17 protein-coding genes are annotated in these 20220 nt (G+C 28.7%); 16 read left to right on the top strand and 1 reads right to left on the bottom strand.

The features are described from left to right. Nucleotides 1–183 precede the first annotated feature (183 nt). Entirely contained in the window at nucleotides 184–1473 is a 1290-nt protein-coding gene (locus CSPA_RS19290; protein WP_015394044.1) for a hypothetical protein, read from the top strand. 89 nt (nucleotides 1474–1562) lie between these two features. Here CSPA_RS19290 and CSPA_RS19285 read toward each other — a convergent pair whose 3' ends face one another. Then, nucleotides 1563–2123: a nitroreductase family protein gene (locus tag CSPA_RS19285; protein ID WP_015394043.1), complete on the bottom strand. Its 561-nt coding sequence runs from the start codon at nucleotides 2121–2123 to the stop codon at nucleotides 1563–1565. A 329-nt stretch (nucleotides 2124–2452) separates the two neighbouring features. On the opposite strand from CSPA_RS19285, the gene CSPA_RS19280 reads away from it, so the two are divergent. The 15 genes from CSPA_RS19280 to CSPA_RS19215 all read left to right on the top strand — a co-directional run bounded on the left by CSPA_RS19280 (nucleotide 2453) and on the right by CSPA_RS19215 (nucleotide 20108). Beyond that, the gene (locus CSPA_RS19280) at nucleotides 2453–3349 is read left to right on the top strand and encodes a LysR family transcriptional regulator (RefSeq protein ID WP_015394042.1); all 897 of its coding nucleotides are present in this window, start codon (nucleotides 2453–2455) and stop codon (nucleotides 3347–3349) included. 141 nt (nucleotides 3350–3490) lie between these two features. Then, a complete protein-coding gene (locus CSPA_RS19275; protein ID WP_015394041.1) occupies nucleotides 3491–4393 on the top strand; it encodes a ribokinase in 903 nt (300 codons plus the stop codon). Nucleotides 4394–4484: 91 nt separating this feature from the next. Beyond that, nucleotides 4485–6206: a DEAD/DEAH box helicase family protein gene (locus tag CSPA_RS19270; RefSeq protein WP_015394040.1), complete on the top strand. Its 1722-nt coding sequence runs from the start codon at nucleotides 4485–4487 to the stop codon at nucleotides 6204–6206. A 604-nt stretch (nucleotides 6207–6810) separates the two neighbouring features. After that, the gene (locus CSPA_RS19265; RefSeq protein ID WP_015394039.1) at nucleotides 6811–7230 is read left to right on the top strand and encodes a hypothetical protein; all 420 of its coding nucleotides are present in this window, start codon (nucleotides 6811–6813) and stop codon (nucleotides 7228–7230) included. An 18-nt stretch (nucleotides 7231–7248) separates the two neighbouring features. Then, nucleotides 7249–12153, top strand: a complete 4905-nt coding sequence (locus CSPA_RS19260; protein WP_015394038.1) for a DUF4132 domain-containing protein — start codon at nucleotides 7249–7251, stop codon at nucleotides 12151–12153. Between the two features lie 63 nt (nucleotides 12154–12216). After that, entirely contained in the window at nucleotides 12217–12855 is a 639-nt protein-coding gene (locus CSPA_RS19255; RefSeq protein ID WP_015394037.1) for a lactate utilization protein, read from the top strand. Between the two features lie 27 nt (nucleotides 12856–12882). Then, nucleotides 12883–13218: a nuclear transport factor 2 family protein gene (locus CSPA_RS19250; protein WP_015394036.1), complete on the top strand. Its 336-nt coding sequence runs from the start codon at nucleotides 12883–12885 to the stop codon at nucleotides 13216–13218. Nucleotides 13219–13641: 423 nt separating this feature from the next. After that, a complete protein-coding gene (locus CSPA_RS19245) occupies nucleotides 13642–14571 on the top strand; it encodes a ketopantoate reductase family protein (protein ID WP_015394035.1) in 930 nt (309 codons plus the stop codon). Between the two features lie 237 nt (nucleotides 14572–14808). Then, complete coding sequence (locus tag CSPA_RS19240) at nucleotides 14809–15243, top strand: hypothetical protein (protein WP_015394034.1); 435 nt, start codon at nucleotides 14809–14811, stop codon at nucleotides 15241–15243. Nucleotides 15244–15275: 32 nt separating this feature from the next. After that, on the top strand, nucleotides 15276–15725 hold the full coding sequence (locus CSPA_RS19235) for a DUF6097 family protein (protein WP_015394033.1): 450 nt from the start codon (nucleotides 15276–15278) through the stop codon (nucleotides 15723–15725). 145 nt (nucleotides 15726–15870) lie between these two features. Continuing rightward, the gene (locus tag CSPA_RS30300) at nucleotides 15871–15999 is read left to right on the top strand and encodes a DUF4272 domain-containing protein (RefSeq protein WP_015394032.1); all 129 of its coding nucleotides are present in this window, start codon (nucleotides 15871–15873) and stop codon (nucleotides 15997–15999) included. A gap of 278 nt (nucleotides 16000–16277) precedes the next feature. Then, entirely contained in the window at nucleotides 16278–17141 is an 864-nt protein-coding gene (locus CSPA_RS19230; protein WP_015394030.1) for a YwqG family protein, read from the top strand. Between the two features lie 71 nt (nucleotides 17142–17212). Further along, nucleotides 17213–18856 (top strand): DUF6138 family protein, encoded by a 1644-nt coding sequence (locus CSPA_RS19225; RefSeq protein WP_015394029.1) that lies wholly within the window; start codon nucleotides 17213–17215, stop codon nucleotides 18854–18856. 33 nt (nucleotides 18857–18889) lie between these two features. Beyond that, nucleotides 18890–19474, top strand: a complete 585-nt coding sequence (locus CSPA_RS19220; RefSeq protein ID WP_015394028.1) for a DUF4303 domain-containing protein — start codon at nucleotides 18890–18892, stop codon at nucleotides 19472–19474. A gap of 112 nt (nucleotides 19475–19586) precedes the next feature. Continuing rightward, nucleotides 19587–20108 (top strand): metallophosphoesterase, encoded by a 522-nt coding sequence (locus tag CSPA_RS19215; RefSeq protein WP_015394027.1) that lies wholly within the window; start codon nucleotides 19587–19589, stop codon nucleotides 20106–20108. Nucleotides 20109–20220: the final 112 nt, after the last annotated feature.

Raw genomic sequence — 20220 nt, 5'->3', positions numbered from 1 at the left:
ATAATTTTCCATAATAGTACAATTTATGCCTTTTTAGTAGTATATAATGCTAAATCATAGGGAAAATTGGGATTAGGATTATATGTAAGCAAGCATAATTATGTTATAATTGGAATAAATTCATAATTATAAAAGAAGATGATAAGTTTACTAAAGAAGCTATAGAAAGAGTTGAAAATAAAAATGGATAATGAAATAAAGAGAATACCATGTAAAAATAGAGATTGTGACAAAACAATTTTGGAAGCAACAGCTGTAAAGACAGAAGGCTATTGCTATCCATGTTATAACTCAATAAAAGCAAAAGAAAGAGAAGAATATATAAGAAAAAATAAAAAAGACGTTAACCTTTATGAAGGGATAACTGATTTGGTAGAAATAATAAAAATAATGCATATGAATAAGAAATACGATCCATTAATAAATTACATTAGTTATCCAATGACAAAAGAAGAAGTGTATGCATCACTTTTGCCGAAGGATGTAAAGAGATTAAAGAAATATGCCATGGAGTTATTTAAAAATGATAATGATGAATGGGAACAAATATTATTACATTTAGTGTGCATTAATAGGGTTAATATAGATGAAATTTTAGAAGTACTAATTGATGAGTTTAAAATATTTGAATCATCTTTATTTTATAATGCATCAGATTATATAGCAGAGTTGTTAATGGAAAAATTAAAATCTAAAGATGACAGACTTAGTATTAATCATATATTACTAGCGTTAGCTATGATTGGAAATGACAGAGTAGTTAAAGCTTTTAATGAATGGAAGAAAAATGAGCCGGATTTTAGTAAAGATTTATATATCAAAGCTTACGAATATGCTTTAGAGGGCGGATGGAAGCTTGATGATCAAGGAAAACGGAAGAATTTATATTATGAAAAGTCTTATGGAATCAAAAAAGGATTTTCAGAAAAGGATACTCCTGTAAAATTTTTTAAAACTCAAGATGGAAAATGTGAATGGTGTGGAAGAAAATTAAAAAGTCTTTTTACGATTGATTTGCAGAATGAGAATATGAAATTCTTAGACTTAGATGGAGAAAATATAAATATATCTACTTGTAATAATTGTACATGTTATGGTTTTGTTTATACAGATATAGATACAAAGGGAAATGCAACTTGGAGCAAGTATAATGCTGAACCAGCTTATTTGAATACTCATGATGATGAGGAATTTGAAGAAGGTAATTATGATAAAAAGGTTTATATAGATCTTAATGTAAAGGCTGATAATTATGCTGCTAATCAGTTTCTTGAGGTAAGTTTTACTAAAATAGGAGGGATGCCAGCTTGGATACAAGATGCAGAATATCCTAAGTGTCCGAAATGTAAAGAAGAAATGAAATTTGTTGGACAAGCATCTATGGAAGATTTTGAAGACTATGGCGAAGGCATTTGTTATGGATTTGTATGTAATGAATGTAAGATTGCGGCAACAGGATATCAGCAGACTTAATAAAGAAAAGAGTAAAAGTTATCAGAGCCAGACAAAAGCAGATTTAACATCATGCTTTAGCTGGCTTTTCTTGCTTCCGTAATAATACTCTATTTTACTATGTTAACAGTTCCCTCTTTTCTAGGAGCTGCATTTGATGCCTCTTTGCTATTGAAACCTAAAGCAGCTGTACCTGATACTTCATAATTAGCTGGAACACCTAATTCTGTAAGGATACTTCTAACCTTAGGATCATCACCAGCTAGTGCTAATATATGAATCCAACATGAACCGATATTAAGTGAATTAGCAGCTAAGAATATATTTTCAAGAGCAACTGCACAATCTGATACTTTTGTTGGTGCGTTCTTTTCATAAGCTGTTATTATTATAGTAGGCGCGTTATAGAAGGGATTGAAGTTAGGGTTGCTTCCCATCTTTTTAAATTGCTCAATTGGAGAATTTTGCATAACTTCTTTTGCAGCACTAACTAACTGCTCAATCTTTTCTTTATTTTGAATTGCTGTGAAATGCCATTCTTGCTTTCCCATGCCACTTGGAGCAAACTTTGCAGCTTCAAGGATTAAGTTTAAATCCTCATCAGAAATTTGGTCTTCCTTAAAAGCTCTTACACTTCTTCTTGATAAAATATTTTGGATTACTTCATTCATAAATTTTCTCCTTTCAGTTTGAAAAAATTAAAAGTATATTTTTTTGACAAATATATAAATTATTTTTATAATTTCATTATGAATTATTATATGCAATTCATAAATTATTATTATAATAGCAATAAAATTTAATTGAGTCCAATTAAATTTTTTCATAGAATCTATAACTTATAGTTATATGTTTTAAATATGGTAGTTAATATTAAAATAATATATATTGCAAAAAAATTATAACATAAGCATTTCTAGAGGAAAGCAACCTTCATTGACCGTGGAGTATTGAACATTAATAACTGCAATATATATAAGAAGTACTAAGGGGGAATTTAATGAATTGGCAGCAGCTAGAATATTTTAAAAAAATAGCTGAAACAGAAAATTTTACTGAGGCTGCAAATTTACTTTCTGTAACACAACCAGCGTTAAGTAAGGCGATTTCTAAATTGGAAGAAGAATTGGAAGTATCTCTATTTGAAAAAAATGGACGCAATATAAGATTAACTCGTTATGGTAGTATGTTTCTTAAACATGCCGAAACTGCTATTAGTGAAATTAATGAAGGAATTCAAGAATTAAAAGATATGGTAAATCCAACTACAGGGACAATTTCAATTGCATCACTGTATACAATTGGAACACATTTTATTCCAACAATAATAAGTGAATTTTTAAATGAATGTCCAAATATAAAATTTGAATATTGCATGGAATCAACTGTGAATATTTTAAAAGGTTTAGAAAATGGAAATTTCGACTTAGGTTTTTATGATGAAATTGAGGCGAATATAACAAATAATAAAGAAGTAGAATCAATTCCTATAAAAAGAGAGGAACTTGTTTTAATAGTCCCTAAAAATCACTATCTTGCAAAAAATACTGAAATATCGTTAGAAGATTTGAAGGATGAAAATTTTGTGTTTTATTCAGAAAGAACAAAAAGTAAAATTTGTTCCTTATTTGAAAATTGTGGTTTCATACCAAAGGTGATAATGAAACCAAGTCAAAATAGTCTGATAGGTACAGGCTTTGTAAGCGCAGGTTTAGGTATTTCTGTTGTTCCCAATACGCCTAATTTAAAAGCTGATGGAGTAGCTATATTAAAAATAAAGGAAAACCATTGTTATAGAACTATTCATATGGGATGGAGAAGAAAAGGGAATATGTCTTCATCGGCAGAAAAATTTAAAGAGTTTATAATTGAAGAAATTTCTAGGTTAAAATTTTAATATTATTGAAATTCTCAGTTTTAATTATTTTATACAAATTTATGATATAATATACATTAAAATTGGCAAACTCTAGAAGAACATAGACTTAGAAATCTAACAGATGAAACTATAAGAGCATTAGAGGGAAGGTATGAATTGATGAAAGTTCTTAGTTTTGGATCCTTGAATATAGATTATGTTTACAGTGTTGAACACTTTATGAAACCAGGAGAAACACAAGCCTCACATAGCTTGGATATATTTTGTGGCGGCAAGGGCTTAAATCAGTCAATTGCATTAAGTCGAAGTAAAGCACAAGTGTATCATGCTGGAGCTGTTGGAGAATCAGATTCAGCCATGCTTATTAATGCTTTAGAGTCAGCTGGTGTAAATACTAAATATATTAAAAGGGTTAAAGGGAATTCAGGACATGCAATTATTCAAAAAGATATTACTGGACAAAATAGTATATTATTATTTGGAGGGGCTAATCAACAAATATCAGTAGAGTATATTAAAGAGGTTTTATCTAATTTTGAAAATGGGGATTTTATTATATTACAAAATGAGATTTCCTGTATTAAAGAAATTATGGAAGAAGCTTATGTAAGAGGTTTGAAAATTGTATTTAATCCATCACCAATGAATTCCGAGGTTTTAAAATATCCTTTAAATAATGTAGAATATTTTATTTTAAATGAAGTTGAAGCAAGAGAGATAATTGAGTCGGAAGAAGATGGAGAAGAATTAATTAAGGCAGTGGCTAATAAATTTCCAAATGCAAAAATTATTTTAACTTTAGGCGAAAAAGGTGCTTTTTACCGCTTTAAGGATATACAATTGAAACATAATAGCTATAGTGTTGAGGTTACAGATACTACTGCAGCTGGTGATACATTTCTAGGTTATTTTATTGGAAGTATTGCAAAGGAATATGGGGTAGAAGAAGCATTGGAACTAGCATCCAAAGCAGCAGCTATATCAGTCACACGCTTAGGAGCATCAACATCAATTCCAGAATTAGATGAAGTGATAAATAATAAATTTATTGAGAAAGCTTAATGCTATATTTAAATAAAAGGGTAATAAAATATGATTTATGGGATATTAAAATAATTAAGACATATTGAATATAACATAAGGAGCAATTATTTTGAATATTGAGAATAGTATAATTTTGATTAATGATGAAGATAAAACGGAAGAGATAGTGGACTGCTATCAAAGTGAAGAAGACAAACTTGAAGTGAGATTTAAAAATGGCGAAAGTAATACTTATAATAAGGACCAGATTAAGCTTAGTACTGAAGGTAAACTTATTGAACTTAAGAATGTTGTGATTTATGAAAATGAAGTTAAAATTACAAATATTTTAATGGCTATAATATTTGAGGAATTTAACATAGTAAAAATTATTTTTAAAAATGGAGAAAATAAGCTATTTGAGAGAGAACAATTAAATATTAGTGATAATGGATTTGATGAAGCTGTTGTTGAAAATAATTTTATGTATTTCAGAGAAGTTGCAAAGAAGCTTGATTTATATAATGTTTATAATAATGGGGTAAGTGAAGCTTTTGAAAGAATATCTATGATAAATCCAAATAGTGCCCTTGTAGATTATTTAAATCCTAAGGAAATTGAGACGATAGAGGATTTTGATTTTGCAATATATCCATATGGGTTTAATTTAAGACAACAAGAAGCAGTAGAAAAAGCTGTCACTAATAAAATAAGTATTATAGAAAGTGTATCAATAGAGGAGAGAACTGAGGCTATTTTAAATATTACTGCAACTGTTGTTTTAGAGGGGAAAAATGTAATAATAGTAACTAAGGATAATTTTTCTACCTTAAAATATTTAGAAATATTAAAAAAATCAGATATTGATTTCACTGTAAATCATTTAAAAGAAGAAGGTAATAATTTTATTAATGTTTGCGAACAATGGCTTAGAAATTCTGGCAGTAGGTTTGGCAATCAAAATATAGCTGATAAAAAAGAAGAGTGTCTAAATATTCAAAATGAGCTGGTTGAAAAATTAGAAAATATAGCTAAAATCGAAAGTTTAGAAAAAGAGCAAACTTATTTATTAGCTGAAAATGTTAAAGTTGAAAAAGAACTTCAATCAAAAGAAGTTAATATACCTCCTGCTATATTGAAATTTAACCAAGAAAAGCTCTTAGCCTTTAAGGAAGAATATATTTCAATCATCAAAAAACAAGGACATATAGGGTTTTTTACAAAAATAATGTTTATCTTCAAGTATAGTATTTGGGATTTTAGTTTTTATGATATTGATCCTGAACTGCTAGAAAAAGCTATAGAAGAAGTTTATAATGACAGGAAAGTTGATGAAATAAATGAAGAGATAAAAGCACTAAAAAATGATTTGGATAAAAATAAGATTGATGGTGAAATAGAAAAAATCCAAGAGAAATCAATGGAAGTATTAAAGTGTGGTTTATATGAAAACTTTAAGTATATAGAAGGAATGTATACTTCTCAAGAAGAGGAAAATGAACCAATAAAGAAAAAAGTTAATTATCCTATATTAACTTCAGCAAGGGATTTCTTTATAAATTCAATTTATGATAATTGCATTTTTGATTTTGTAATCCTGGATGAAGCAGCTGATATGGATATAGCTACAGGGGTTTTGGCCTTAGCTAGGGGAAGAAATATAATAGTTGTTGATGATTTAAATGAGATTAAAACTAAATTGGATGAAGGACTAGCTGATGAATTGAAAACAGTTTTTGATATGAATGAAGTAAATTCAGGCTATAAATATATGGACAATTCTTTAATATCATCACTTAATCAAGTTTTTAAACAAGTTCCAAAAACAGAACTTTCTAAAAAGAATAATTAAAAATTCTTGTACCATTGCATAAAGTGATTTTGCTTATAACTGTATATATTTTCTTTATTACTTAATCTACAAAAAGTACAAAAGTGTTGTATAAGTAACATTTTGTACATATATGGCATGTTGTCAAAAATAGTATGGGATAATATAATTAAGATATGCAAATACTTCTTAAGGATTTTAGCGAATTATATGGGTTATTGGTTCTATAGTTAAAAAAATAATAACCATCTTTGCTTGCAATGTATTGTTATAAATTGTGCATTTCAGGTACTTATATAATTATCATATATCTTCAGATATTAGAAGATCTCATAAAAAGATTCTAATGTTCTTGAAGATATTTTTTTATTCTTTAGGAATTTATAATAAAGTTAAATCTGTGGATAACTTATTGAAAAGGCCAATTAAGTAGGTTTTGTGTGTCAAAAAGAATAAAAAATAAATCTTATTCGCCTGCCAGATTTTTCTCACATGCGTTCGAAAAGGCAGATGCGTAAAAAAAATCTACGGCTCCACAGTCGCCTGCGATTTTTTTATATGAAACTTTCTTATTATGATAGATTAAGAATAATAAAAATATTTGGAAAATAGAAAGGTAAAGTTTATGAGATTATATTTTAAGGTAAAGCAGGCAGGTTCACGTAAAAATTTTATAGCAAAAGAAGAAATAGTGTTAGAGTGCATACCTACTACTTTAAGAGAATTAATTAAATGTATAGTTACGAAGAATGTTAAAGAGTTTAATGAAAATATTAAAAAAGAAAGGCTGGTAGATTATCTTACAAATAAGGAGATTGAAAATAGAGCTGAAGCTGGCAAGGTTTCATTTGGAAGTATATATAATGAATCAAAGCAGGATTTAGGTAAAGCATTAGATTCTGCATACTTGGCCTATGAGGATGGAATCTATAAGGTTTTTGTTGGTGATAAGGAAGCAGGAAAGTTAGATGAAGAAATAGAGTTAAAGGATGCTGATACATTAACCTTTATTAAATTCACTATGCTTGCTGGAAGACTATGGTAGAAATAAGGAGGAAATAGAATGTATTTCGATAAGGAAAAAGAAGAAATTATTTTTAGTTATTTAAAAGAAATTATAGAAAAAAACTCTTCTGATAAGGATATAGCTCTAGCTAAAGAAATTTCAGAAAATATTAATCCACCATATAGAGAACTTGAAAAAAAAGCTGACAGCTTAAAAGTGCTTTTATGGGATGAAAGTATAAAGGCTATTGAAGAGGTATTTGAGGGGGAAAATTACAAAAAAATAGAGTTATTGCTTCAGGAAGATTATGCAGAGCTTGGTAAAGTAATTTGGGATAATGCAACTAAATATCCGTATTCTATTGGTTATTGCAGAAGATCTTACAGAACTAAAAAATCTTCACAGCTATATCTAAACAAAAACATTGAAAAGCTAAAGGAACTTGTATACTTAAAGGCTTCTGGTTTTTCTTTAGTTAAATATTTTGAAAATAACAAGGAAAAGTATAGGGGGATAGATGTTATTGGAGACCTTATAGCTGTTGAACTTGATAGGGATAATAATGAGGTTTTAGAGAAAATAAAAGAAGTGATTTATAGTGATAATAACACTTCAATAATAACTAGGGAAATAATAAGAGGATTATTAATGAGTGAAAATGAAGAAGCTCATAGAATCCTTGGAGAGCTTTTACTTGCAGCAAAACTACAAGAGGGTTTAAGGCAGGTTATAGTTGAAAACTTAGATGAAGGTTCTAAGAAAGCCTTTATGTACATATTAAAACTTATAATAGACAATAATTTAATTAGATTTTCTTCTGTAGTGAGAGGTTTTAGTGTATGGACAGGATTATATTTAGAAGCTGAGAAACCAAAGCTCATATTAAAATGCTTTGAAGCTGCATATAGTGTATTAAAGGATAAAGAATACCAAAAGGAGTGCTTAGCTTCAGATGACAATATACTTTTATATACAGGCATTTGGTCTGTTGCCTTTGATGAACTTGAAGATGTAAAAGAGCTGTTAAATGAACTCTTACATGGAAAGGTAAAATATAAGAAGTTAGCGGCATTGCAGTTTTTAAGTCAAATTCAATTTGAAACCTATAAGCATAAAATTGCTTGTGAAATGTTAGAGGAGGAAGATTTAGAAGTTGTAGGTTCAGCTTTGAAAAATATATTTACAGGTATAAGTACTTATAGTTTGATTTATAATAAACATTTAATTGAACCTTATGCTGATTTAGGAGAAGCCTATTATGGAATGGAACTTTTCAATAAATTGAAAACAGTTCTTGATAATATGCCTAAAAAGGAAGTAATCTTTAAGGAATCCTTATTTCCATGGATAAGCTTTGAACTTACAAAAACAGAGCTAATGGATAATATGCTTTTAGCTGTTAGTATGAGTTATAATGATGAAATTCTTGATGTATTGGTTGATTATAAAGATAAGATGAGTGTTCAGACAAGAGAAGTTTTTGTGAAAAAATTTTTAAAGAAGCCTGGAAATCTTAAGCAAAGGAATGCTCTAATAGAAGCTTGTGGAGATAGAGGTCAATCTGTTAGAGAAGCAGCTTTTAAGAATATTAATGCTATAGAATTGAACAAAGAAGATTGTGTATATATAGAAGATTTACTTAAATATAAATCTGGAGATTTGAGAAAAAATGCAATAAAGCTATTATTAAAACAATCTAATGAGGAATTAATTAAAAGTATTAATAATCTCATAAATAGTAAAGATGAAAATAAAAAACTAGCTGCTATAGATATTGTAAATGCTATTGAAGGGGATACAAACCATAAAACTATATTTGAAGAGAGCTTAAAAGCCGTGGCTGCAATGGAGGATGTATTGCAGAAAGGTAAACTGCTTACGGAAAACATAGGTAATGACCAAAAAGAAGTGAAAAATTTAAATAACGGTTTTGGATTATATGATCCATCAAAAGATTACGAACCTATAGAAATTGAAAATAATAATTTTGATATTCAAAGTAAGTTCTGTTCTACAGAGGAGGAAATTATTAAGATAGTTAATACTTTCAGTGAGCTAATAGATAAAAACAGAGACTTAGAATATGAAACAACACGCTGGGATGGAAATAAAGAGATGATTACCTTAGGAGGTTCTTATTATCTTCAGCCTTTTAACACAGAAAGTAGAAAATTAAACAATTTTCCTTTAGCAGATGAAATTAGGACAGCAGCAAGGAATAATGGTTTAGATTCTTGGAAGCTTTTAGAGTTGAATTTTTATATGAGGGCAGTTCACTATAGAGCATATTCTGGAAATAGCAAATGGTATGTTGAGTTTCTAGAGCTGAATTTTAATTATGGGATAGTGTATAAACTTAGTAAAAGTATTGAAAAAATAAAATACTATCAGCTTATAAAAGATTACATTATCTTATTGGTGGATGATATACCACAGGACGAAATCTTTGAAATCAGCAAAACAATAACAGAATATATATATACGAAAGTTCCAAAGCATAGACATATTGAAGAATATTCACAGGGAGGCTACTATAATAACGGTACTAGAATAAAAGCGTATTTTTCAGCAGCAAGTGAAATTAATAATTGGCTTTACCTTTTAAAAAACAACTCAGAAACTGATGAAAAGTTTAAGGAGTATTTTAATATAGCCTATAATTATTATAAAGCTAGTGAGTATAATGTTGCAGGAAGCCTAGAAATCTATGATTTTGGAAGGGCTTTAGATATTGGGCTTATAGATGACAATGAAGCTTTAAAAGAAATTATGGGAAGACCTAATAGTAGTCAAAATATTGGATTATTAACTAGTGTACACAAATATCATAGAGAAAGAGTTTTAAAATATGGAAAGTTATTAGAACTTGCGGATAAGGCGGTAGAAGTTATATGTGAAATAGAAGTAAATAGGGGAGAATTAGATACAGAAGTATCACTATTAGCTTCTAAAGTAGGAAAATGCTATGGAGTAAACATTTTTGCTTCAATAATATTAGCATCAGAGAAAGACACTTATATTAGAGGCTATAATTTTGTGAGTGGAGATTGTACTAAGAAACAAATCTTAAGCCATTTATTAAAATGTTGCTATCCAAAAGCTTATGAAACAGCAGAAACTTTAAAGAAGTTCTTAAAGGGCAAAAAGGTAACCAGCAAACAACTGATTGAAGCGGCTATGTATTCACCTGGCTGGTTAGACATAGTAGCTGAATATTTAGGCTATGAAGGACTGAAATCTGCTTGTTGGTACTTCCACGCTCACGTTAATGATTATTTTTCAGATGAAAAAACTGCTATTGTGGCAAGGTATACACCAATAACAGTTGAAGACTTAAAGGATGGAGCCTTTGATCAGGAATGGTTTAAAGAAGCATATGAAACTCTTGGAGAAAAGAATTTTAAGGTGGTTTACGATAGTGCAAAATATATTGCAGGTGGTGCACTACATAAAAGATCTCAGCTTTTTGCAGATGCAACACTCGGAAAACTTGATTTAGAAGAAGTTAAAAATAGAGTTAAGGATAAGAGAAATAAGGATTATTTACTTACTTATGGATTAATTCCAGTTAAAAATAAAGAAGATGTATTAGAGAGATATGAATACATTCAGGAATTTATTAAGGAAAGTAAGAAGTTTGGAGCACAAAGACAAGCAAGTGAAAAGAGAAGTGGAAGTATAGCATTACTTAACTTAGCTAGAAATGCTGGATTTTCGGATTCAAATAGATTAATTTGGAATATGGAAACTTTAAAAATTCAAAGTGTACTAGAATATTTGAAGCCAAAAGCAATTGACGAAGTTGAAGTTCAGCTTGTGATTGATGAATTTGGGCAAGCAGATGTGGCTTGTATTAAAGGAGGAAAAGCATTAAAGAACATACCAGCAAAGCTTAAGAAAAATGAATATATATTGGAAATAAATCAATTAAAGAAGGATCTAAAGGATCAATATTCAAGGGCAAGAAAAAGTTTTGAAGATGCCATGGAAAATGGAGAGATATTTAAAGGTGGAGAGCTTATTGAGTTCTGTAAAAATCCAGTATTAGCACCAATAATAAAAAGTCTTGTTTTTAAAACTAATGCTTTTATAGGATATTTACAAGAAAATAGCTTAGTAAATTATAAAAATGAAATACTTAAGTTAAAAGAAGAAGATGATATTACAATTGCTCATCCACTTCATTTATATGAAGCTGAAGTTTGGAGAGATTATCAAAAGGATATATTTGAAAAGAAAATTGTGCAGCCTTTTAAACAGGTATTTAGAGAACTTTACTTGCCAAATAAAGATGAACTAAAGGAACAGACTTTATCGAGAAGATATGCAGGTCATCAAGTGCAGCCTAAAAAGACTTTGGCACTTTTAAAGACTAGGGGCTGGATGGCGAGTGATGAAGAAGGATTACAAAAGGTATATTATAAAGAAAATATAATAGCAACTATATATGCCTTAGCAGATTGGTTTTCACCTGCAGATATTGAGTCACCTACAATTGAATTTGTAAGATTTGAAGATAGAAAAACCTACAAGCCTTTAAACTTAGAAGAAGTATCAAAATTGATTTTCTCAGAGGTAATGAGGGATTTAGATTTAGTTGTAAGTGTTGCTTATGTTGGAGGAGTAGATCCAGAAGTAAGCATGTCAACTATTGAAGTTAGAACAGCAATTGTTGAGGAGATCTTAAAACTAATGAAGTTAAGCAATGTTAAGCTAAAAGGAACTCATGCTCATATTTCAGGAGTTCATGGTGAATATACTGTTCACTTAGGAAGCGGTGTGGTACATAAGCTAGGAAGTGGTGCTATTAACATAATTCCTATTCACTCTGGACAAAGAGGAAAACTATTCTTACCATTTATAGACAGTGATCCAAAGAGTGCAGAAATAATATCTAAAATTGCTATTTTAGCAGAAGACAACAAACTTAAGGATCCAAGCATACTAGAGCAAATTGTATAATTTGCATGAATGGTTAATTATGAAATATTATGTTACAGCTAGATTACATGGAGGGAAATAAATTTGGATAATAATGTTGAATGGTATTTGAAAAAAAGAGTTGATAGAACCTTGGAAAGTTTAAAGAATAACAATATGAAAGGATATTATATAGAGAAAAGAGAGCAGTTATTTGAAATATTAAAAAATTTGATAATAGAAAAATCAATTATTGGCATAGGAGATTCAATAACACTATCTGAAACTGGAGTAATAGATTTTCTTAGAGAAGGCAATTACGAATTTTTAGATAAATATAGAGATGGTATTACAAGTGAAGAAAAAAAGCAGATTTATATTCAAAACTTTTCTGCTGATACTTTTATATGTAGTACAAATGCTTTAACTGAAAATGGAGAGCTTTATAATATTGATGGAAATGGGAGTAGAGTGGCACCAATGATTTATGGTCCTAAACAAGTGATTATAGTAGTTGGGATAAATAAAATTGTTAAAAACATAGAGGAAGCAGAGAAAAGAGTAAGAAATTATGCGGCACCGATTGATGCAAAGAGACTAGACAAAGATACACCTTGCACTAAATTAGGTTATTGTGTAGATTGCAAGAGTCCAAATAGAATATGCAATCATTTTATATCAATTAGAGGTCAATTTGTTAAAGATAGAATAAAAGTTATTATAGGAGAAGAACTAGGATATTAAAATATATAGGAAAGCGAGAACAATAGAATGAATACAGAAGAAATAGTTCAAAAGCAGTTAGAGTTTTATAATGACCACGACTTAGAAAGTTTTATATCAACTTACCATGATGAGATTGAAATTTATAACTTGATGAATAATTCGATTATGATACGAGGCAAAGAACAGTTAAAAAACAGTTATAGAGAAAGATTTGAAGTGTTAAATGTATATGCAAACATTCAAAATCGAATTGTTATAGGAAATAAAGTAATTGATCATGAATATGTTACTGGATTAGAAGAAGACAAGATAAAAAAAGCTGTTGCAATATATGAAGTAGAAAATAATCTAATTAAAAGAGTTTGGTTTGTTTTTGAATAAAAATTAATAGGAGATACTAATGGAGAATACATAGCTTTATTAATAGAAGAAGCTTACAGACCATAATTCAATCCCAAAAATTGATTGAATTATGGTATTTTAGATTTAACAAAAATAGCATTCCAATATCGCAAGAATCATTAAATTTTTAACTCTATAGATGAATATAATTCAAAGCTTGAGTTGTTTAGGATTGCTTATGCAGAATTTGAAAAATCCCTTAATACTATGTTACAATGGATTGGTGAATTATGTGAAATTATGAATTAGAAGGCAATGTCTTGTAGATCTGGAGTTTTGACATATTATGAGGTATTAGATACTGATTTTGTTGAAATATTAATAATTAATACATGAAAAATAAGCAAATAAGCTTGTTATTATAAAAAATAGCATATAAGCATTAAATAGGGGGAATTAAGAATGGATAATAAAAAGGTTTGCGTTGTTGGAATGGGCGGAGTTGGAGGATATGTTGGCTGCATACTTGCAAAGCATTTTGACAATGTATACTTCTTTGCAAGAGGTAAACGTCTAGAATCAATAAAACAAAATGGACTAAAATTATGTAGTAATGCTCATGGAGAGACAGTGATACATCCTAAAATGGCAAGTGACAATGCTGAAGAAATGGGGGCTATGGACTATATTTTTCTTTGTGTGAAAAATTTCTCATTGGAACAGGTATGTGCTGAAATATTGCCAATGATTAATGAGAATACTGTAATCATTCCTTTGCTTAATGGTGTTGGAATTTCAGAGGAAGCCCGTAGATTAATAGGGAAAGGCACTATTATTGATGGTTTAGTTTATATTATATCAGGATCGGATAAAGATTTTGTAATACATCATACCAGTTCATATTGTAATATTCATATAGGTTGTGAAGTAAAGAAGAACCTTGAAGATAGTATCCTATTAGAAGTTCAAAAACTTTTACAAAGTGAAGAGATTACCTGCATAATAGAAAAGGATATAATAGCTGCTATATGGGAAAAGTACATATTAAACTGTGCGTTTAATGTTATAACAGCTTATTATAATGCAACAATTGGAGAGCTTAGAAAAAATGAAAATGCAATCATGCAAGTGAAATTACTCCTTAATGAAGCTTGTAAGGTAGCTCGAGAGTTAAAAATTAACATTGATGATAATTTAGAAGAAATCCATTTTAATCGTATAATGTACAAACAGTCTGACCAAGCAACAAGTTCTTTACAGAGAGATATGGAAGCAGGCAGACAAAGTGAATTAGAAGTATTCTCAGGAAAATTACTTCAACTAGCAGCAAGCTGTGAAATAAAAATTCCTACGACAGAATTTTTCTATGAGGAATTAAAAAAGAAGTGTTAAAGCAGATGAATATTTTATAGAATATAAAAATAACCTTGGGACAAGCTGTAAAAGGCAATTGTTTCAAGGTTATTACTATAGAGATATCTAATGCATCCATTGGTGATGGTGCCAGATAGATTCTATACATTTGAGTATAAGTGAAAGGAAGGAATAGATTATGAAAAAGAACTTGAGGCATTAAAATATATAGATCAACTAGATGCTCAATTAATTTTACATAAAGAAGATAGAGAATTGTATTCTAAAAAGCAGATAGAAGAACTGCGAAAGGAATATCCTAAAATTTCTGATGAATACTTAGAGTATCTTTCAGAAATAGGTGCAGGTAGTTTTGGAAGGGAGTTTTGCACTATCTTTGGAGATCTATGTGAACTTGATGAGTTTTATGATGAGAGCCTTTTGGAATTTTTAGATTTTGAGGAAAGGGTATTACAATTTGGATGTGATCCTTCTAATAAAGCTTTAGTTTTTTTAATTGATGAAGATTGGAAAGTAGGAGAAATTTGGGATGATGATTTAGGAAGTATAGACAAGACGGGAAAAACATTTTATTTAGATTTTAATTTACAAATATGCCAAAGGTGTTGTATAAATAATACTTTTGGCATATTTAGAATATTGTCAAACATAGAATTTCATAATATAATTAATATTAACAAATTAATATAAAACTGTAAATTATATTTTTAGGAGGTATATTTGTGGGCTTAGGGAAAATTTTGCATGAAGCTTTGGAATTTAGTAATGAATTAGATATTTTACATAAACATATTACTAAGAACAATCTTCAAGTTCAAAAAAGTGATTCCTTTGAAAAACAATGCTTTTTATTAGAACGCTATATGGGTGAGGAGCACTTTCAATCTATTCATAAAAAAATGAATATTGTAAATATTATGTCAGGAGTTTTTGCATTTCCTGTTCTTCTTATAATTTTGATGGTTTACGTATATGCGAAGTGGATTGATAAAAAATTTGACGTGTTCGGGTTCTTTCTAAATAATCCTGCACTATATATAGTACCTGCTGTTTTAATTGCTGTTACCATAATCTTTGCTATTTATCATTCTATATTGCGTAATAATCTTTACTATAAGATTTATCCTAAACTGAAAGAAAAGCTTAGGGTAGAAGACGTGACCTTTGAGTAAAACATACCAGTTACTGATTTAATTGTTATATATCTTCAGATGTTAGAGGTGATTTTCGAAAAGATTCTAATATTCTTGAAGATATTTTTTTACCCATAGAATGGCATAATATAATGTTCTTATGTCATATAACCCGAGGAAAGCTATGAAGAAAAAATGCACCAGCACATTAGATTTAGGTATCGTATTTGAGCGTCATCGCGGATTATATTGGCTTATTGGAAAGGGAACAGATAATGATGATTGGGATTTTGTATCAACAGATACATATTAGTATAATTATAGATATTGTAATGAAGAGCGAGCTGATATGATTAAAATCTAGGAGTTGATAATATGCTTGATTTTTCAAAGTTAAAATTTATTTCTGGAAGAAAAGATTCTACTAGGTTGCAAGAAACAGTAGATGTTAGAAAATATCTTAATTAAATAGACTTGGATACTTGTAAAAGTTATGAAATATGTATATGTGGATTTAGTTAATGCAGTATTTATATTAAAAAGACACGTATTTTTATGTAGATATAGTTTTATATGTGAGGAGAAAGAGTTTTGAAAGAATTAGAAGAACTAATAAAGAAATATGAATTAGAAGAAGTTAAAGATTACATATATGAAAACATTAAAAATATTATTTATTTAAATCTCACTGAAAAAGATAATTACAAGTTTAAAGGAGTATCAAGAGTAGGTGGTTATCCAGATGTTCCAGAGAACTTTCAGTGGCCTAAAAATGCAGAAGGAAAGCTTTTGACTTTTATAGCACAATTAAATCTAAAAGAAATTAGTTTTTGTGATGAAAATGCTCTTTTACCTAGAAAGGGAATGATTTATTTCTTCATGGGGATAGATGAACCAGCATATGATATTGAGCATAAAGTTATTTATATTGAGGAAAATGAGAAACTTAATCTTATGAAACCAGAAAAGCCAACAGTGTTAGAAGAAGAACATGAGCAAACATTTACTCCATATAAAGTAAATGGCAGAAATTCAATTGAAATACCTAATTATGCATATGTAGATTATGATATTCTAGAAGATTCGGATGCATTTTTTTCATTAGAAGAGGATATAAGATTTGAAAATACTGGTGATAATTGTGTTGGAAAAGTTTATGGATATCCAGAAAGACAGCATGATGATGCTGAGCTTGAAGCTGCATTAAAAATAATAGCTAAGCACCAATATAATTATAGAGAAAGTGAAAAAGAAATCTTAATTAAAGCCTTAGGTGGTAATAAAGAAAAGGCTGAGCAAGAAATACATGATATGGTAATGCTACTTGAAATAGATTCTAATGATAAAATTGGTTTTTCATGGTGGGATTCAGGAGTAATACATTTCTTCATTAGGAAGGAAGATTTGAAAAATAAGAATTTTGATAACACATATTTATCTTTATATTCAAGTTGAGTAATTCTTTAGTTGAATATCTATAAAGTTTTAAAGGAAAACATTTAATTTGTTAGATTGGGGGAAGTACAATGGATATAGGACAAATCATAAGTGCTGATATTTTAAAAGCTTTTGAGTTACTGTTTGAAAGTTTAGGAAAGACTATAGCACCTATGGATATAGAAAGAGCTTTTAAGAAAAGTGATTTAAGAGTTGGTATCTATGATTCAGTAGAATTTGATTATAACATGGGAAGAATTGAAATATTTTTAGATGAATTAAGTTATTCTAGTGCAGATGTAAAGTACTTAGGAAATGACGCAATAAAATTAATTACAAAAGACCAGCTAATAAATGAAGTAATACCAGTTTTACAAGAAAAATTGAAAAATAAAATGAAAACCTTAAAAGCTGATAAGAGGTTTGATTATAAATATATAATAAAAGGAACTTTTCGAATACAAGAAGGAAAAACAGAATTGACTGTTTTAGAGTACATTAATAATGAAAAAAAGGAAGCTTTAGCAAATAAAATTGAAAAATATATTGAAAATAATATAGTAAATGGCGTTTATCCAACTAAAGAAAGTGATATATTTTTTCTATGTAGATACATATTGGATGCTAAGCTATTTAATAAAATAGAAGCAGAGTATGTCATTAAAATATTTAATAAAATATTTGAGCTAAATGCTAAAAATACAAATAGCTTGGAGAGTAGCAGGCAACATATAATTTATTCTCTTGAACAATGGATAAAGAATAATTTTTTTAGAGAAGAAAGAATATATGGTTTTGAAAAGAGTGAATTGTTAATTTATGCAGCAATTTTAATATTAAAATATGAACCTGCATATTGCAGAGATACTGCTTTGAAATTTTTACAAAAAGCAAAAGAACTAGGCAATAAGAATGCAGTTAATATTATAAAAATTGGAACAGGGAAATTTATCAAGGAAGATATTATGTATGAAGATGATGATTTGAAATTCACGGCTAATGATGCTTTTGCAGAAATAAGGATTACAATAAAAAATGAAATAGAGTCAAGTTATTCAAAATCATTAGATTTAATAATCAATTTGTTGCAAAAAGATTTCCCAGCAAGTTATAAAATAATTTTAAAATCTCAAAATAAAAATTTACTTCCAATAAAGAAAATTGGTAAATCAAAAACTCAAATATTTTTTGCTAATGCCTTAGCTTATCCAGAACTTTATCCTAAAATAGAGAAATATGTTAGGTGTGCAATAATTAAGGACTATGAATGGTATTCAGATGTTGAGGCAGAAAAATGCTGCAGACCTGGAACTTATGGAGCATTTGGCTTGGGTTTATTAAGCAAAAAGTATTATAACTTGATAATAGACTATATGGACAAGGTTGATAATGAGCATCAGTCAGTTCAAAGTCATTTTACAGAAGCGTTTATAGAAAAGCATGGAGTTAATGCTGAAACTATTCCTGTACTTATAAAATGTTTACTTGCATGTTATGATGAAAAGCCTTTTAAAAAATTAGAAACTATTGAAACTTGTGAAACCTTAGAAATTTTAATAGAAGAACTTAAAGTTTTAAAACCTTATGAAATTGAACATGTTGTTTTCTTTATATGGGGAGGAATTGATAAGTTATCAAATAAACTAAAAAAGAAAACAGATATAAATAAGTATTATGAAAGGATTATTGAGCTTTGTAAAAGGTGTTGCACCAATCTAAAAAATACATTTTAACATTTATTTATATTATATTAGGAGGAATTAGCAATGAAATCTTTTCCTTTTGACAAATTTAAAGAGGGTTTTATAAAGGAGATAAAATCCGTATTCACACAATTTATTGATAAATATAAGGATAAAAAACCATATATATTCACAATACTCGTTCCAGATTATATAGCCACAAATCATCCAAAGTCTTATTGTATTTCTTTTAACGGAAATACAACGGATGAGTTTGAAGCTGAAGGCTATTGCTATACTACTAGAGATTCAGATGAGCTATATTACAAGTATTGCTCAGATGAATGGAATGATCATTCTATTTCAGAAAATGACTTTCCAGAATGCAATAAAATTGTTTTGGAGTATATTATTGAAAATGAAAATGTTATTTCAAATAAAGACTATAATTACACCGATGAATTTTTACAATTCAGAGAGGACTTTTTTGACACCTTGATAAAATCGATAGAACAATTAAGAGCAGAGGAATTTTTTAAATCAGTATATCAGGAGCATATATTAATTAATTTTGAAGTAAGAGAATACTATCAAGAGGATGAAATGCTCGAAATTTTCAAAAGGCTGAATACAAAAGAAGAGTTAAGTATATATGCAAAATGGCTGTAATAATGCTGTAATGGAACAAATTACATGTATCTGATGAGAGAACCTTATTAAAAATGTTCTTATTGTTAGTGTAATAAATTAAAATAGTATATTAGCGGAGCAGGAGAGAAATATGATTTATTTTACATCAGATTTACATTTTAATCATGAAAAAATCATCAAGCACACAAATAGGCCATTTCATACAGTGGATCAAATGAATGGAAGGCTGATAAAAAATTGGAATAGTATTATAACACCTAATGATGAAGTTTATATATTAGGGGATTTTACTATGAAAGGCGGCATAATTGCCAATCATTATTTACAATTATTATGTGGTACTAAATATTTAATAAAAGGGAATCATGATAATTTTATTGAGGACAATGCTTTTAATAAAGACTTATTTCAATGGATTAAAGATTATCACGAATTTGAATATAGAAATTATAAATTTGTACTGTTTCATTATCCTATACTGGAATGGAACAAAAAAGGGCATGGTTCTATTCATTTGCATGGACATATACATTCAGATATTACATATAATCTTGAAATGCTAAAAAATAAAGTAAAGGCATACGATGTAGGAGTTGATGCTAATAATTATATGCCTATATCAATCGAGGAAATTATTAAAACATTAGGGTAGAAGATTATGAAGATATTAATGTCAGTTGAATACATTTTAAAACAAGAAAGGAATAGGAGATTAGATATATTAGACATAAAAGCATATATACTGATTCAAAATGGGGGTTAGA

Source organism: Clostridium saccharoperbutylacetonicum N1-4(HMT), assembly GCF_000340885.1.
GTDB classification, from domain to species: domain Bacteria; phylum Bacillota; class Clostridia; order Clostridiales; family Clostridiaceae; genus Clostridium; species Clostridium saccharoperbutylacetonicum.
This window is presented reverse-complemented; position numbering and strand designations above follow the sequence as displayed.